Below are 15119 nucleotides of genomic sequence, written 5' to 3' on the forward strand. Positions count from 1 at the left end.
CTACAGCAGCCGCTCTTCGGCGCGGCTGACTGCCTCGCTGTCCCCGCGCAGCACCACGACGTCGCCCGCCGCCAGCAGCACGGCCGGCCCGGGTGCGATATTCTGGCCGCCGCGCCGCAAGGCCGTTACTTCCACCGCCACGTCGGCCAGCCGCAACGTGCCCAGTGCCATGCCGACCGCGCCGGCCTGCGCATGCAGGCGCACCGAATGCAGCTTCACCTGGCCCTGTTCGAGATCCGCACCGCTATCGTCCGCACCGTGGAAGTAGCCACGCAGCGTGGCGTAGCGGCCCTTGCGCGCGGTCTGCACGCGGTGCACCACGCGGCGCAGCGGCACGCCCAGCGTGACCAGCGCGTGCGAGGCGAGCATCAGGCTGCTCTCGAGGGCTTCCGGCACCACCTCGGTCGCGCCGGCCGCCTTGAGCACGTCCATGTCGCCATCGTCATGGCTGCGCACGATCACGGGCAGGGCGGGCGCCAGTTCGTGCACCAGGTGCAGCACCTTGAGCGCCTGGCGCGTGTCGGCGAACGTGATCACGAGCGCGCTGGCGCGGTGTACGCCGGCTGCGATCAGGCTTTCGCGGCGCGCCGCATCGCCATACGACACCGAGGCGCCGGCGGCCTGCGCCTTCTGCACCCGCTCCGGATCCAGGTCGAGTGCGTACCACGGCAATGCTTCTTCTTTGAGCAGCGTGGCCAGGCTCTGGCCACTGCGCCCGAAGCCGGCAATGATCACGTGCTTTTGCGTGGTCATGGTGCGCGTGGCCAGTTGCGTCAGTTGCAGCGACTGCATCATCCATTCATTGGCCGCGACCTTCATCACGATCCGGTCCATGTAGCCGATGATGAAGGGCGCCAGCAGCATCGACAGCACCATCGAGGCCAGCACCAGCTGCATCACGAACGGGTCGATCAACTTCGAGCCGGATGCATGGCTGAGCAGCACGAAGCTGAACTCACCGGCCTGCGCCAGCGCGAGACCCGTGCGCAGCGCAGTGCCCAGCGGCGCGCCGAACGCACGCGCCATCAGCACGATCAGGCCGGCCTTGAGCAGCACCACGAGCGCCAGTAGCAGCGTGACCTGCCACCAGTACTGGCTCACCAGGCGCAGGTCGAGCAGCATGCCGATCGTGATGAAGAACAGGCCAAGCAGCACGTCGCGAAACGGCTTGATGTCTTCTTCCACCTGGTGCTTGTAGGGTGTTTCGGAAATGAGCATGCCGGCGACGAAAGCGCCCAGCGCCAGCGACAGGCCGGCCTGCTCGGTGATCCAGGCCGAACCCAGTGTCACGAGCAGCAGGTTGAGCATGAACAGCTCTTGCGAGCGGCGCTTGGCCACGATCGTGAACCACCGCCCCATCAGCTTCTGGCCGAAGAACAGCAGCAGCGCCAGCACCAGGCCCGCCTTGAGCGCGGCCAGGCCCACCGTGATGGCCATGTCTTCCGGATCGCGCGCCAGCGCCGGAATCATGATCAACAGCGGCACCACCGCCAGATCCTGGAACAGCAGGATGCCGATGATGCGCCGTCCATGTTCGCTCTCGAGCTCGAGGCGCTCGGTGAGCAGCTTGACGACAATCGCGGTGGACGACATGGCCAGCGCCCCGCCCAGCGCGAACGCGGCCTGCCAGGCCAGGGTCAGGTGGGGCATCAGGTAGGCCGCGAGCAGGCCGATGCTCATGGCCGCGACGACGGTCGAGACCACCTGACCGAGTCCCAGGCCGAACACGATGCGCCGCATCGAGCGCAGTTGCCCGAGCGAGAATTCGAGCCCGATCGAGAACATCAAAAAGACGATCCCGAATTCGCCCAGCGCGTGGGTGGTGGGGCTGTCTTCGGCCAGGGCCAGGGCGTGGGGGCCGATCAGGACGCCGACGGCCAGGTAGCCGAGCATCGGCGGCAGCTGCAGGGTGCGAAAGGCGACCACGCCAAGGACGGCGCAGCCAAGCAGCAACAGGGTAAGTTCGAGGCCAGAATGCATGGGGTGAAGCGGGCGGTGGTTGTGGTGGCGATGCGCCGCGAGGCGTGCTTGTCATCGAATGTTACGACTGGCAAGTTTTTTGCTTTCGCAATTCGTTTATACTTCTGTAATGAGTGTAACTGATGACCAAATAATGCTGAAAAGTTTTGATGAAACCCTGGCGCAGCGCGTGCTGGAACTGGGTCGCCAGACCCTCGCCATCGAGGCCGACGCCATCGTGGCGTTGCACGCGCGCCTGGGCGACGACAGCAGCTTCGTCGACGCCGCGCAGCTGATCTACGCCGGCACCGGCCGCGTGGTGGTTTCGGGCATGGGCAAGTCGGGGCACATCGGCCGCAAGATCGCCGCCACGCTGTCGTCCACCGGTACGCCGGCGTTCTTCATGCACCCGGGCGAAGCCGCGCACGGCGACCTGGGCATGGTCACGGCGAATGACATCCTGATCGCGATTTCGAATTCGGGCGAATCGTCCGAATTGCTCGACATCCTGCCGGCCGTGAAGCGCCTGGGCGCGCGCGTGATCGCCATGACCGGCAAGCCGGCCTCGCGCCTGGCCAAACTGGCCGATGTCCACCTGAACATCGCGGTGGCGAAAGAAGCCTGCACGCTCAATCTGGCGCCGACCACCAGCACCACCGTCACGCTGGCCATGGGTGACGCGCTGGCCGTGGCGCTGCTCGACGTGCGGGGTTTTCGCGAGCAGGATTTCGCGCTGTCGCATCCGGGCGGCGCGCTGGGCCGGCGCCTTCTCACGCACGTGCGCGACGTGATGCGCACCGGCGACGCCATCCCGTCAGTGGGCATGGATGTCCCGCTGGTCAAGGCGCTGCTCGAGATCAGCCAGAAGGGCATGGGCATGACCGCCGTGGTCGACCCTGACGGCCGACCGCTGGGCGTGTTTACCGACGGCGACTTGCGCCGCGTGATCGAGCGCATGCACGATTTTTCGAACGTGCTCATTCGCGACGTCATGCACGCCAATCCGCGCAGCGTGCGGCCTGAGCAGCTGGCGGTCGACGCGGTCGCCGTGATGGAAGAATTTCGCATCAACCAGATGCTCGTGATCGATGAGGCGGGCCAGCTGGTCGGCGCGCTGCACATCCACGACCTGACCCGCGCAAAGGTGATTTGATGAACACTCCCGTATTGGCCCACATCGAGCGCGCCGCGCGCATCAAGGTCATGATCTTCGACGTCGACGGCGTGCTCACCGACGGCAGCCTGACCTACGGCCCCGATGGCGAAGTCACCAAGACCTTCAATGTGCTCGATGGCCTGGGCATCCAGATGCTGAATAAAAGCGGCGTGCAGACTGCGATCATCAGCGCGCGCCTGTCGCCGATTGTCGTGCGGCGCGCCGCCGATCTGGGCATCTCGCATGTCCACCAGGGCAATCACGACAAGCGCATCGGCTTTGCCAAGCTGCTCGAGGCTACCGGTTTTACTGCCGACCAATGCGGCTACATCGGCGACGACGTGATCGACCTGCCGCTGTTCGCGCGCGTCGGTTTTGCCGTCGCCGTGCCGTCGGGCCATCCGGACGTGCAGCACCGCGCGCATTACGTGACCAAGAACGGTGGCGGGCGCGGCGCGGTGCGCGAGATCTGCGACCTGGTCATGCGCGCGCAGGGCACCTACGACCAGGCGCTCGCGCCATATTTCGCCTGAGCGCCATGGCCACCATCGCCTCCAACAAACGCACCTCGCACCGCTGGAACCTGCTGGCGATGATCGTGATCGGCGTGTTCTTCGCCTTCGGCAGCTTTTGGCTGCTGCAGCTGATGCAGGCGACCGAGATCGATGCGCAACTGGGCGGCCCGCCCGACGAGCCGGATTACATCGTCGAGAATTTTTCGTTCGTGCGCATGACGCCGAGCGGCCAGCCGAGCTATGTGGTATCGGGCAAGCGCCTGGCCCACATTCCGTTGGGCGATGTGTCGAACGTCGAGCAGCCGCTCATGCGCGGCGTCGAACCGGGCCGCCCGCCGACGACGGTGGTGGCCAAGACTGCGCGCATCTTCCATGAAGAGCACCGCGTCGAACTGTTCGGCGACGTCGATTTGCAGCGCCCGAAGACGCCCGTCAGCGAAGCACTGCGCGTGCGCACGCAGGCCATGACCGTGTTGCCCGACGAAGAAATCGTCAAGACCGACCAGCCGATCGACATGGAGCTTGGCGCGTCCAGTCTCAAGGCCGTCGGCCTGGTCGCCAACAATGCGACCATGCAGATGCAATTGTCCGGCCGCGGCCGTATCGTCTATCCGCCACGCCAGCGCTGAAGGCCACCAGCCATGCGCGCGTACTAACCCAGGACCAGCACCATCATGAAAAAACTCTTTGCTGCCGCTTTCTTTTCACTCCTTTCCTTGACCGCCATGGCCGAAAAGGCCGACTCGCTCAAGCAGGCGGCGCTTGAATACGATAACGGCGACCTCGATGGCGTCGCGGGCGTTCGCACCTTCACCGGCAACGTGATCCTCACCCGCGGTACGCTGCTGGTCAAGGCCGAACGCGCCGTGGTCAGGGAGACGCCCGAAGGCTATATGAGCGTGACGCTCACTGCGGCCAACGGCAAGCCCGCTACGTTCCGCCAGAAGCGCGACGGCGGCCCGAATCTGTGGGTCGAGGGCCAGGCCGAACGCATCGAATACGACGAACGTTCGGAGCTGGTGCGCCTGTACTCGAACGCCGTCGTCAAGGAACTCGAAAACGACCGGATGACCAACCAGATGACCGGCCCCTTCATCTCGTACGACAACCGCAAGGAAGTCGTCGCCGTGCGCAATGACGTCAGCGGCGAGAGCAAGGTTGGCGGCGGGCGCGGCACGCTAATCCTGGCGCCCAAGCGTGCGCCGGCCGGAGGCACGCAATGACGGAGCTGAACGATCGCAGCACGCTGGTCGTCAAGGGCCTGCAGAAAAGCTATGGCAAGCGCCTGGTCGTGCGCGACGTGTCGCTCGATGTCGAATGCGGCGAGGTGGTGGGTTTGCTGGGCCCGAACGGCGCCGGCAAGACCACCTCGTTCTACATGATCGTCGGCCTGGTGCCGTCGGATGCCGGCTCGATCAGCATCAACGGCACCGACATCACCAGCCTGCCGATCCATCGCCGCGCGGTGCTGGGCCTGTCGTACCTGCCGCAAGAAGCCTCGGTGTTTCGCAAGCTGACGGTGGAAGAAAACATCCGCGCCGTGCTCGAACTGCAAAAGGTCAACGGCAAGTCGCTGACCAAAACCGAGATCAACGACCGCCTCGACAGCCTGCTGGCCGACCTGCAGATCGAGAAGCTGCGCGAGAACCCGGCGCTGTCGCTGTCGGGCGGCGAGCGACGCCGCGTGGAGATCGCGCGCGCACTGGCGACCAACCCGCGCTTCGTGCTGCTTGACGAGCCGTTCGCCGGCGTCGACCCGATCGCCGTGATCGAGATCCAGCGCATCGTGCGCTTCCTCAAGGAGCGCAAGATCGGGGTCCTGATCACCGACCACAATGTGCGCGAGACGCTCGGCATCTGCGACCGCGCCTACATCATCAATCAGGGGGCGGTGCTCGCATCCGGCCGTCCCGACGATATCATCGCCGACGAGTCGGTGCGCCGCGTGTACCTTGGTGAACATTTCCGCATGTAAGCCATGGTCAATCAATGAAACAGTCCCTTCAGCTCCGCACCTCGCAGCACCTGGCGCTCACGCCACAGCTGCAGCAATCGATCCGCTTGCTGCAGCTGTCGACGCTCGAACTGCATCAGGAGATCGAGCAGATACTGGGCGATAACCCGCTGCTCGAACGGCTCGACGATCCGCTCGATCATTCGGTGCGCTTGCTGGGCGATGGCGCCATCAACAATGCGCCGGCGCCGGGCGAGGCGCCGCCGGCGCCGGGCCAGCAGGCCGAAGGCGAGGGCAGCGCACCGGCCGAGGGCGAGGGCGCCGAAGGCGGCGCGGTCGATGGCGACCGGCCCGACACCGACTGGAACGAAGGCAGCGGCGCGTCGTCCGGCAGTAGTAGCAGCAGCGACGACGAAGACGGCCGCCCGCAGCTGGAGGCATGCGCGATCACGCTACGCGAACACCTGATGGAACAGGTGCGCGAAACGCTGCTCTCAACCCGCGACCGCGCGCTGGCCGAACTGGTGATCGACGCGCTGGACGACAACGGCTATCTGGACGAGCCGCTCGACGAGATCCACGCACGCCTGCCGGAAGAACTCGAGGTCGACCTGGACGAACTGCGCTGCGCGCTGGCGATGGTGCAGAGCATGGACCCGGTGGGCGTGGGCGCGCGCAGCGCATCCGAATGCCTGGCGCTGCAGATCCGGCGCATGCCGGGCGTGCCGATGGTCACGCGCCGCATGGCCCTGAAGATCGTCGAAGGGTACCTGACCTGGTTCGCGCAGCGCGAATACAGCAAGCTGAAAAAAGCACTCGATTGCGATGATGAAGATCTGCGCGAAGTGCAGGCCGTGGTCCGCCAGTGCAACCCGCACCCGGGCGCCGCGTTCGCGTCGAACGTGTCAGATTACGTGGTGCCGGACGTGATGGTGCGGCGCGCCAAGAATGGCTGGGCGGTCACGCTGAACCCGGACGTGATGCCGCGCCTGCGCGTCAACAGCCTGTACGCCACGATGCTCAAGCAGGGCCGCAGCGAGAGCCAGATGGGCGCGCAGATGCAAGAGGCGAAGTGGCTCATCAAGAATATGCGCCAGCGTTTTGACACGATCCTGCGTGTGGCCGAGGCCATTGTCGAGCGCCAGCGCAACTTTTTCAGCCACGGCGCGGTTGCCATGCGGCCCCTTGTTTTGCGCGAGATAGCTGATACACTAGGTCTGCACGAGAGCACGATTTCTCGTGTCACAACGCAGAAATACATGCTGACCCCGCACGGCATGTTCGAGTTGAAGTATTTCTTCGGTAGCCACGTTGCCACCGAGGCGGGAGGCGAAGCATCCTCAACGGCAATCCGTGCGCTCATCGCACAATTGACAGGAGCAGAAGACCCTAAGAATCCATTATCCGACAGCAAGATCGCGGAAATGCTCGGGGAACAAGGCATGGTCATTGCGCGCAGGACGGTCGCAAAATACCGTGAAGCGCTCAAGATCCCCCCCGTCAGTCTCCGCAAAGCCTTGTAACAACGCCGCTCATACAGCCTGTGCCTTCAGCTCCTGTATGGTGCAAGCGACGTGACATCTTCAAAGGAGTGTGTATGAACCTCACCATCAGTGGTCACCATCTCGAAGTAACCCCTGCCATCCGTGAATACGTTCAGAATAAGCTGGAACGCATTATTCGCCATTTCGATCAAGTCATAGATACCCACGTCTTCCTGGCCGTCGATAACCTCACCGAAAAAGAAAAAAGGCAAAAAGCTGAAATCAATGTCCAGGTGTCGGGCAAGACCCTGCACGTGGCGAGCGTCGCGCAAGACCTGTATGCCGCGATCGACATGTTGATGGATAAACTGGATCGACAAATCCTGAAGCACAAGCAGATGCTGAAAGACCATAACCGCACAGCGATCAAACGCCTGGACGTCGACGAAGCAGACGTCGCTGCCGCCTGATTCAAGCGCAGGTCACCATCGCCAGGGGCGTCTTTCAGAGACGCCCTTTTTGCATCCCGCTGCCGGTAAAATACGTGTTTCCTCCCGATGGATCACGCCATGTCCGAACACGTCCTGACCCGCATTGCCAACCGCACCGGCATCATCACCCTCGACCGGCCAAAGGCGCTCAATTCGCTGTCGCTGGACATGGTGCGCGCGCTGACCGCGATCCTGCTCGACTGGCAGCTTGACGCCGCCGTCGATGCGGTGGTGATCACCAGCAGCAGCGAAAAAGCACTGTGCGCGGGCGGTGATATCCGCTTCTTCCACGAGGTCGGCAACGCCTCGCCGCAAGATGGCAGCGCACTGCTCGAAGATTTTTTCACCGAAGAATACGCACTGAATCACCTGATCCATTTTTATCCAAAACCGTATATCGCACTGATGGACGGCGTGGTCATGGGCGGCGGCATGGGCATCGCGCAGGGCGGGCCCGATTGCGCCCTGCGCATCGTGACCGAGCGCACGAAGATGGCAATGCCCGAGGTGAATATCGGCCTGTTCCCCGATGTCGGCGGCAGCCATTTTCTGTCGCATGCGCCGGGGCAGTTGGGGATGTTCCTGGGCTTGACCGGCTTGACGATCGGCGCGGCCGATGCGCTGTACGTAGGCCTGGCCGACGTGTTCGTACCTGGCGCTGATTTGGCGGCCTTGCAGGCGCTGATCGAGGCGACGCCGGGCGCGGATCTGCAGGCGGCGATCCGCGCTCTCGCCAGCCAGCATGCCGGCGAGAGCGAATTGCAGGCCAACCGCGCGTGCATCGATGCGCACTTCGGCGCAGACTCGGTGGCGGCGATCATGGCGTCGCTCGAGGGTGACGACACACCATTCGCGCAGAAGGCGTTGCGCGCGATGCGCCTGCGCTCGCCGTTGATGATGTGCGTGACGCGCGAGCTGCTGCTGCGCGGCGCGTCGCTCGATGTCGCCGACTGCCTGCGCCTGGAGCGCTCGCTCGTGCGCCGCAATTTCGAGCATGGCGAGGTACTCGAAGGCGTGCGTGCGCTCGTGATCGACAAGGACAATGCGCCGCAATGGAATCCGCCGTCGCTGGATCTCGTGACCGACGCGATGGTGGCGCGCTTCTTTGCGCCGGTGTGGCCGGTGCATGCGCACCCGCTGCGCCATCTCGCATAAGCCTCTTCATGCATATCCGTTTGCGCGTGACTTTTCGTGCAGCCGGTGCAACCATCGTGGCTTCATGAACCGATGAGGAACCCCGATGCGTATCGAGGACCAGGAAAGGATTCCTAGCGTCTCAATTCGTCATGAGCGAGATGTCGCAGTGCGACCGTTACCAGGACAGGCTCGGGGTGGCACTGGCGTTTCTCCTGTCATGTGCGGTTGATTGACACGCCACCGTCCACCAAAAGACTTGATCCAGTGCTGAAGCTGGAGGAATCAGACGCGAGATAGAGTGCCGAGCGGGCGATCTCCTCTGGCCGCGCGATGCGTTTGAGGGCGTGCAAGCCTTCCACAAAAGCCAGCGCCTCAGGGGTATTGGCGCTCGCTCGGCCCATCGGTGTATCGGTCCCTCCTGGGAGTAGCGCGTTGGCGCGGATGCCGTACCTGCCATATTCGACGGCGATGACCTGCATTAGACCGATCAGCCCGGCTTTACTGGCGGCGTATGCACCCATTCCGGGAAAACCGACGGTGCTGCCGACGAATGTCGACGTGAAAATGATCGAGCCTCCGCCGCGTTTTACCATTGCGGGCAGTTGGTACTTCGCACCATGAAAAGAGCCCGTCAAATTTGTATCGAGCGTAGCTTGCCAGGCATCAGTTGGTATATCGGCTACCGGGGCTGCGTCCCCCGTCGTACCAGCGTTGTTGAAAGCGATGTCGAGTCCGCCAAAGCGGCTTTCTGCCATGTCAACCAGTGCGCGCGCAAGGTTCTCCTCCCTGATGTCTCCGGCAATGGCAACTGCCTCACCACCATGGCGCTCGATGTCCGCGACCAGTTTGGCAAGTTCGCCGTGGCGGCGAGCGCTGACAATAAGCTTCGCACCTTCGCTTGCGAACAATTTAGCCGTTTCGTAGCCAATGCCTGAACTTGCGCCAGTGACGATGGCTACTTTCCCTGATAACTGAAGCATTGTGACTCCTGTAAAAGTGTGGAGGAGATTCACAGCCTAACCAGCTAACGGGTGATGATCTATTCGTTTATTGCTTTCAAATAATTTGATGATGCGGCCGCTGGTGCCGAAGACACCTCGCCGCGCATCGACTTCAAAAAGTCATCTGCCACGCCCACAGAGGGAGAAAGCAACAGATCGAGGCAGCGCAGATACACCGATGCCTCGTTCTGACGTTGAACTAGGCCGCCGGATGCTTCGGCTGCTCGCGATGCCTGACAATCACGCGCTCGGTCGCGCCGAAATGCGCGCCAAGGTGTTCGGCCATGTACACGGAGCGATGCTGTCCACCCGTGCAGCCGACCGCCACCGTCAGGTAGCTGCGGTTGTCGGTCTTGAACGACGGCAGCCACTTGGCGACGAAGTTCTGGATGTCGGACAGCATCTCGATCGCGCTCGGTTGCGCGTCGAGGAAGGCGATCACGGGCGTATCCTTGCCGTTGAGCGGGCGCAGCGCCAGGTCGTAATAAGGATTCGGGATTGCGCGCACGTCGAACACGAAGTCGGCGTCGAGCGGCACGCCCACCTTGAAGGCGAACGATTCAAAGAACAGCGTCAGCGGTGCGTGGTCGATCTCGGCGAGTTCCTTGATCCAGCCGCGCAGCTTGTTCGACGAGAGCTCGGACGTGTCGATCACGTGGCCCAGGTTCTCGATCGACGACAGGCGCTCGCGTTCTTCAGCGATGCATTCGATCAGCGTTAGGCGCGAGGCCGGGTTTTCGCCCGGGCGCAGTTGGTGCGACAGCGGGTGGCTGCGGCGTGTTTCGGAAAAGCGCGCCACGAGCGAATGGGTGCTCGAGGTCAGGAACATGACCTTGACCGAGTGGCCGTCCTCGCGCAGGCGCCGCACGCTCACGGGCAGTTCGGCCAGCGATTCGGCGCTGCGCGCATCGACCGCGACGGCGATCTTGCCGCCGCCGCTTTCGCTGACGGTATTGACGAGGGCCGTCAGCAGGGCTGGCGGCAGGTTGTCGACGCAGTAGTAACCGGCGTCTTCCAGGACATTCAGGGCCACGGATTTACCCGAGCCGGAAATTCCGGTGATGAGGACGATGTGCATGGGGCGATGATACCGCAAGCGCCGCAAGGCCGTACACCCCAGGGCCGCTGGCGACGGGTCAGTCGGCGCTCATGGCCTGGCGCTGGCGCTCCATGAATTCCTGCAACGTGTCGATGCCGCGCAGTTGCAGGATCGTGTTGCGCACGGCCGCCTCGAGCAGCACGGCGATGTTGCGGCCGGCCGCCACCGGGATGACGACCTTGCGGATCGGCAGACCCAGCACGTCTTCGGTCGGGAAGTGAAAGGGCAGGCGCTCGACTTCTTCGTCCTGCGCGCCGCGCTTGACCAGGTGGACGATGAGCTTCAGACGCATCTTGCGACGCACCGCCGTTTCGCCGAAGATCGCCTTGATGTCCAGCAGGCCCAGGCCACGCACCTCGAGCAGGTTTTGCAGCAGCGGCGGGCAGCGGCCCTCGATCATGTTCGGTGCGATACGCGAGAATTCCACCGCATCGTCGGCCACCAGGCCGTGCGAACGCGAAATCAGTTCCAGCCCCAGTTCGCTCTTGCCCAGGCCCGACTCGCCGGTGATCAGCACGCCCACGCCCAGCACGTCCATGAACACGCCATGCATGATCACGCGCTGGGCCAGCTTCTTGGACAGGTACACGCGCAGGAAGTCGATCACCTGCGCGGCCGGCAGCGGCGTGGAAAACAGCGGGATGTTCTGCTCGTCGCAGATCGCCAGGATGTCGGGCGGCGTTTCCAGCCCTTGCGCGATGATCAGCGCCGGCGGGCCGCCGCCGATCAGTTCGCCAATCACGTGGGTGCGCGAATTGGCTTTGAGGCGGTGGTAGTAATTGAGTTCCTGGTGCCCGAAGACCTGGATGCGGCCTGGGTGAATCAGGTTCAGGTGGCCGACCTGGTCGGCGGCCGACGCGGCGTCGCCGGCGATCTGGCGTTCGCCGCCGGGAAAGCCCGCGAACCAGCCGAGCTGCAGGCTGTCGCGGTTATCGTCGTACAGCCGTTGAATGGTCAGCGGGGACTGCAGCATGGGCATCGTCTTCGTCACAAAAAATGGCGCGCGACATTATTGCCGCGCGGTAGCAGTGACGTGAAGTTTAACCCAGAGCTTGCAGGCTGGGTTGCCAGTTGATAATGCGCTCGTGGACGGCCTTCGGGTCGGCATCGGTCGCCAGCGCAGTGCGGATCGCTTCGTCCGAGAACAGCTCGGCGATTTCCGACAGGATCTCGAGGTGCTGCTGCGTGACATGGTCAGGGATCAGCAGGAAGAACAGCAGGCTGACCGGCTGGCCGTCGGGCGACTCGAACGGAATCGGTTCCTTCAGGCGCACGAACGCGGCCAGTGGCGCCTTCAGACTCTTGCTGCCCTTGATGCGGCCGTGCGGAACGGCCACGCCGTGGCCGAGGCCGGTGGAGCCGAGACGCTCGCGTGCGAACAGGTTGTCGGACACAATCGAACGGGCAATACCGCAATTGTTCTCGAAGATCAGGCCGGCTTGCTCGAAAGCGCGCTTTTTGCTCGACACTTCGATGTCGAGCTGGACGTTTTCGAGCGAGAGGATTTTGCTTAAATTGGTCATAACATGGGGTGCGTGGCACAAGTTCGCGGCACAAGTGGCGTGCTTGCGAGCACGGATTATAGGCCTGTTTTCTGCCTGGGACACTCGAAATCGCGACAGTCAGACGAGTTGCCTGGACCGTCGCACGCTACCCGTCGAAACGGGTCGGTGGCGGTATTGATTCTCATCAAGACCGTCACGCAATTTCTTCAACAAATCACAGGGCGCGGCAGGTAAAACCATGCCTGCGCCGGGATTGGCCGATTTTTGCACGCGATCTGCCGAAAAAACAAGCAAGCTCAGCAGTGTGGCAAGCCGGGGCATACTACGCATCCCGACGCACGGCTGTCGCGAAAAACGTACAGGCGTGCGAATCGCATCTTGTCAGAAACGCGATATTTACTGGCGCGCGCCACGCAAATTGGGCGGTTTGCCGGTAGAGAAATTGGCGCGCCATGGATTGATATCGAGGCCGCCGCGCCGGGTGTAGCGTGCATACACGGCCAGTTTGGTGGGCTTGCACTGGCGCAGCACGTCCATGAAGATACGCTCGACACACTGCTCATGGAACTCGTTGTGTTCGCGAAAGCCGATCAGGTATTTCAGCAAGCCTTCCTGCTCGATCTGCGGGCCGACATAGCGGATCTGCACCGTGCCCCAGTCTGGCTGGCCGGTGACCAGACAGTTTGACTTGAGCAGGTGCGACACCAGCGTTTCCTCGACTTGCCCATTTTCTTGGTCCGCGCTGAGCAGTTCCGGGGATGGCGAATAGCCGTCGATCTCGACATCGAGTCGGTCCAGCAGCACGCCGTCGAGTTCGCCCATCTTGATCGCACCGAATGCATCCGGGCTGGTCAGCGTGACGTGGACCGGCGCACCGAAGCCGTCCGACAGATCGTCGCGCAGCAGGGCCAGCAGGGCGTCCGGACCGGCCAGGCGGGTCTGGTTGAACGAGTTCAGGTACAGCTTGAACGATTTCGATTCGACGATGTTCGGCGAATCGGCCGGCACCGTGATCGTCGCAATCGCCACCTGCGGCTTGCCGCGCATGTTCAGCCACGACAGTTCATAGGCGTTCCAGATGTCGACGCCAAAGAACGGCATGGTGCCGGCATCCGCGAACAGGCCGAGCTCATCGCGCTTTTGCTGGCGCGCGATCGGGAACAACAGCTCGGGCGCGTACTGGCTCTGGTAGGCGGAGGATTTGCCAAGGGGCGATTGGTCAGGTGTATTCATGGAGATGGGGCGTCAGGCGCCCAAGAACAATTTATAGACGGGATTGCTGCTTTCGTCCCAGTAACGGTAACCGAGCGATGCCAGAAATTGCCGGAACTCGGCCATTTCGGTTGGCGGCACTTGCAGTCCCACGAGAATGCGGCCCACATCGCCGCCTTGGTTGCGGTAGTGAAACAACGAGATATTCCAGTTCGGCGCCATGCTGTCCAGGAAGCGCATCAGCGCGCCCGGTCGTTCAGGGAACTCGAAACGATACAGCAATTCGTCATGGGCCAGCGAACTCTTGCCGCCAACCAGATGGCGGATATGCAGCTTGGCCAGCTCGTCACCGGTCAGGTCGAGCGTCTTGTAGCCATGCTCTTCGAAGGTGCGCGCCAGCAGTCCGGATTCGCTGCGGCTGCCCACCTGCACGCCGACGAACACATGCGCTTCGCTGGCATCGCTGATGCGGTAATTGAATTCTGTCACGTTGCGTGGCCCGACCAGGCTGCAGAAGCGACGGAAGCTCCCGCGCTGTTCGGGCACGGTCACGGCAAACACTGCTTCACGCGATTCGCCCAGCTCAGCGCGCTCGGCCACGAAGCGCAGGCGGTCGAAGTTCATGTTGGCGCCGCAGGCGATCGCCACCAGCGTTTCATTCTTGATGGGCTCGCGGTCCATCTGCGAGCGCTCGATATACGCCTTGGCGCCGGCCACGGCCAGTGCGCCGGCTGGCTCGAGGATGCTGCGCGTGTCCTGGAACACGTCCTGGATCGCGGCGCAGATCGCATCGGTGTCGACCAGAATGATCTCGTCGACCACCATCTGGGCGACGCGGAAGGTTTCTTCGCCCACCAGGCGCACGGCGGTGCCGTCGGAGAACAGGCCGACGTCGTTCAGCGTGACGCGGTGCCCGGCCTTCAGGCTGCGCGCCATCGCATCCGAATCGAGCGTCTGCACGCCGATGATCTTGATGTCCGGGCGAATTTCCTTGACGTAGGCGCCGATGCCCGCGATCAGGCCGCCACCGCCGATGGCGACGAAGATCGCGTGGATCGGGCCGGAATGCTGGCGCAGGATTTCCATGCCGATCGTGCCCTGGCCGGCGATCACGTCCGGATCGTCGAACGGGTGCACGAAGGTCATGCGCTGTTCTTTTTCCAGCAGCAGGGCGTGGTTATAAGCGTCGGTGTACGAGTCGCCATGCAGCACGATCTCGACGCTGGCGCCACCGCGCGCCTTGACGGCGTCGATCTTGACGGCTGGCGTGGTCGTGGGCATCACGATCAGCGCGCGGCAGCCGAGGCGGCACGCCGACAGGGCCACGCCCTGCGCATGGTTGCCGGCCGAGGCGCAGATCACGCCGCGGGCGCGCTGCTCGGGCGTCAGGTTGGCCATCTTGTTGTAGGCGCCGCGCAGCTTGAAGCTGAACACGCTCTGCATGTCCTCGCGCTTGAAATAAATGCGGTTGCCCATGCGCGCAGACAGCGTGGGGGCCAGATCGAGGGGCGTTTGTTCGGCAACGTCATAAACGCGCGCGGTCAGGATTTTTTTGAGATAGTCGGTAGTCATGGTCGAAACACAAGGGTCAGGCCAATGCGGCTGG

The 15119-nt window shown here is 63.2% G+C and carries 15 protein-coding genes; 8 read left to right on the plus strand and 7 right to left on the minus strand.

Annotated features, from left to right (window positions below):
* Positions 1-1980, minus strand: a complete 1980-nt coding sequence (locus RCH14_RS12885; RefSeq protein WP_343026497.1) for a cation:proton antiporter — start codon at positions 1978-1980, stop codon at positions 1-3.
* A 109-nt stretch (positions 1981-2089) separates the two neighbouring features.
* On the opposite strand from RCH14_RS12885, the gene RCH14_RS12890 reads away from it, so the two are divergent.
* From RCH14_RS12890 to RCH14_RS12925, 8 genes are all read left to right on the plus strand, one after another.
* Positions 2090-3112, plus strand: a complete 1023-nt coding sequence (locus tag RCH14_RS12890) for a KpsF/GutQ family sugar-phosphate isomerase (RefSeq protein WP_343026498.1) — start codon at positions 2090-2092, stop codon at positions 3110-3112.
* Positions 3112-3648, plus strand: coding sequence for an HAD family hydrolase (locus RCH14_RS12895; protein ID WP_343026499.1), 537 nt, complete (start codon positions 3112-3114; stop codon positions 3646-3648). Before RCH14_RS12890 ends, RCH14_RS12895 begins: the two co-directional genes overlap by 1 nt.
* Before the next feature lie 5 nt (positions 3649-3653).
* Positions 3654-4259, plus strand: a complete 606-nt coding sequence (gene lptC, locus RCH14_RS12900) for an LPS export ABC transporter periplasmic protein LptC (protein WP_343026500.1) — start codon at positions 3654-3656, stop codon at positions 4257-4259.
* Between the two features lie 45 nt (positions 4260-4304).
* Entirely contained in the window at positions 4305-4853 is a 549-nt protein-coding gene (gene lptA, locus RCH14_RS12905) for a lipopolysaccharide transport periplasmic protein LptA (RefSeq protein ID WP_343026501.1), read from the plus strand.
* Entirely contained in the window at positions 4850-5605 is a 756-nt protein-coding gene (gene lptB / locus RCH14_RS12910) for an LPS export ABC transporter ATP-binding protein (RefSeq protein ID WP_343026502.1), read from the plus strand. Before lptA ends, lptB begins: the two co-directional genes overlap by 4 nt.
* A gap of 14 nt (positions 5606-5619) precedes the next feature.
* Positions 5620-7107: an RNA polymerase factor sigma-54 gene (locus RCH14_RS12915; protein ID WP_343026503.1), complete on the plus strand. Its 1488-nt coding sequence runs from the start codon at positions 5620-5622 to the stop codon at positions 7105-7107.
* Positions 7108-7181: 74 nt separating this feature from the next.
* Complete coding sequence (gene hpf, locus RCH14_RS12920) at positions 7182-7538, plus strand: ribosome hibernation-promoting factor, HPF/YfiA family (protein ID WP_183554132.1); 357 nt, start codon at positions 7182-7184, stop codon at positions 7536-7538.
* Positions 7539-7637: 99 nt separating this feature from the next.
* Positions 7638-8714, plus strand: coding sequence for an enoyl-CoA hydratase/isomerase family protein (locus tag RCH14_RS12925; protein WP_343026504.1), 1077 nt, complete (start codon positions 7638-7640; stop codon positions 8712-8714).
* A gap of 197 nt (positions 8715-8911) precedes the next feature.
* On the opposite strand, the gene RCH14_RS12930 is transcribed toward RCH14_RS12925, so the two are convergent.
* The 6 genes from RCH14_RS12930 to ilvA all read right to left on the minus strand — a co-directional run bounded on the left by RCH14_RS12930 (position 8912) and on the right by ilvA (position 15085).
* The gene (locus tag RCH14_RS12930) at positions 8912-9676 is read right to left on the minus strand and encodes an SDR family oxidoreductase (protein WP_343026505.1); all 765 of its coding nucleotides are present in this window, start codon (positions 9674-9676) and stop codon (positions 8912-8914) included.
* A 220-nt stretch (positions 9677-9896) separates the two neighbouring features.
* Entirely contained in the window at positions 9897-10775 is an 879-nt protein-coding gene (gene rapZ / locus RCH14_RS12935) for an RNase adapter RapZ (RefSeq protein ID WP_343026506.1), read from the minus strand.
* 58 nt (positions 10776-10833) lie between these two features.
* Complete coding sequence (gene hprK / locus RCH14_RS12940) at positions 10834-11769, minus strand: HPr(Ser) kinase/phosphatase (RefSeq protein WP_343026507.1); 936 nt, start codon at positions 11767-11769, stop codon at positions 10834-10836.
* 67 nt (positions 11770-11836) lie between these two features.
* Positions 11837-12319, minus strand: coding sequence for a PTS sugar transporter subunit IIA (locus RCH14_RS12945; protein ID WP_183554119.1), 483 nt, complete (start codon positions 12317-12319; stop codon positions 11837-11839).
* Between the two features lie 378 nt (positions 12320-12697).
* Positions 12698-13534, minus strand: a complete 837-nt coding sequence (gene queF, locus RCH14_RS12950; protein WP_343026508.1) for an NADPH-dependent 7-cyano-7-deazaguanine reductase QueF — start codon at positions 13532-13534, stop codon at positions 12698-12700.
* A gap of 12 nt (positions 13535-13546) precedes the next feature.
* Positions 13547-15085: a threonine ammonia-lyase, biosynthetic gene (gene ilvA / locus RCH14_RS12955; protein WP_343026509.1), complete on the minus strand. Its 1539-nt coding sequence runs from the start codon at positions 15083-15085 to the stop codon at positions 13547-13549.
* Positions 15086-15119 lie beyond the last annotated feature (34 nt).

The organism is Massilia sp. MP_M2 (assembly GCF_039123635.1).
GTDB lineage: Bacteria > Pseudomonadota > Gammaproteobacteria > Burkholderiales > Burkholderiaceae_D > Telluria.

Coding starts and splice junctions, on each gene's coding strand:
- ilvA (WP_343026509.1), bottom strand. CDS start 15,085: ATGACTACCGACTATCTCAAAAAAATCCTGACCGCGCGCGTTTATGAC.
- lptC (WP_343026500.1), top strand. CDS start 3,654: ATGGCCACCATCGCCTCCAACAAACGCACCTCGCACCGCTGGAACCTG.
- RCH14_RS12930 (WP_343026505.1), bottom strand. CDS start 9,676: ATGCTTCAGTTATCAGGGAAAGTAGCCATCGTCACTGGCGCAAGTTCA.
- RCH14_RS12925 (WP_343026504.1), top strand. CDS start 7,638: ATGTCCGAACACGTCCTGACCCGCATTGCCAACCGCACCGGCATCATC.
- RCH14_RS12895 (WP_343026499.1), top strand. CDS start 3,112: ATGAACACTCCCGTATTGGCCCACATCGAGCGCGCCGCGCGCATCAAG.
- RCH14_RS12915 (WP_343026503.1), top strand. CDS start 5,620: ATGAAACAGTCCCTTCAGCTCCGCACCTCGCAGCACCTGGCGCTCACG.
- RCH14_RS12945 (WP_183554119.1), bottom strand. CDS start 12,319: ATGACCAATTTAAGCAAAATCCTCTCGCTCGAAAACGTCCAGCTCGAC.
- queF (WP_343026508.1), bottom strand. CDS start 13,534: ATGAATACACCTGACCAATCGCCCCTTGGCAAATCCTCCGCCTACCAG.
- hprK (WP_343026507.1), bottom strand. CDS start 11,769: ATGCTGCAGTCCCCGCTGACCATTCAACGGCTGTACGACGATAACCGC.
- hpf (WP_183554132.1), top strand. CDS start 7,182: ATGAACCTCACCATCAGTGGTCACCATCTCGAAGTAACCCCTGCCATC.
- RCH14_RS12885 (WP_343026497.1), bottom strand. CDS start 1,980: ATGCATTCTGGCCTCGAACTTACCCTGTTGCTGCTTGGCTGCGCCGTC.
- lptB (WP_343026502.1), top strand. CDS start 4,850: ATGACGGAGCTGAACGATCGCAGCACGCTGGTCGTCAAGGGCCTGCAG.
- RCH14_RS12890 (WP_343026498.1), top strand. CDS start 2,090: ATGAGTGTAACTGATGACCAAATAATGCTGAAAAGTTTTGATGAAACC.
- rapZ (WP_343026506.1), bottom strand. CDS start 10,775: ATGCACATCGTCCTCATCACCGGAATTTCCGGCTCGGGTAAATCCGTG.
- lptA (WP_343026501.1), top strand. CDS start 4,305: ATGAAAAAACTCTTTGCTGCCGCTTTCTTTTCACTCCTTTCCTTGACC.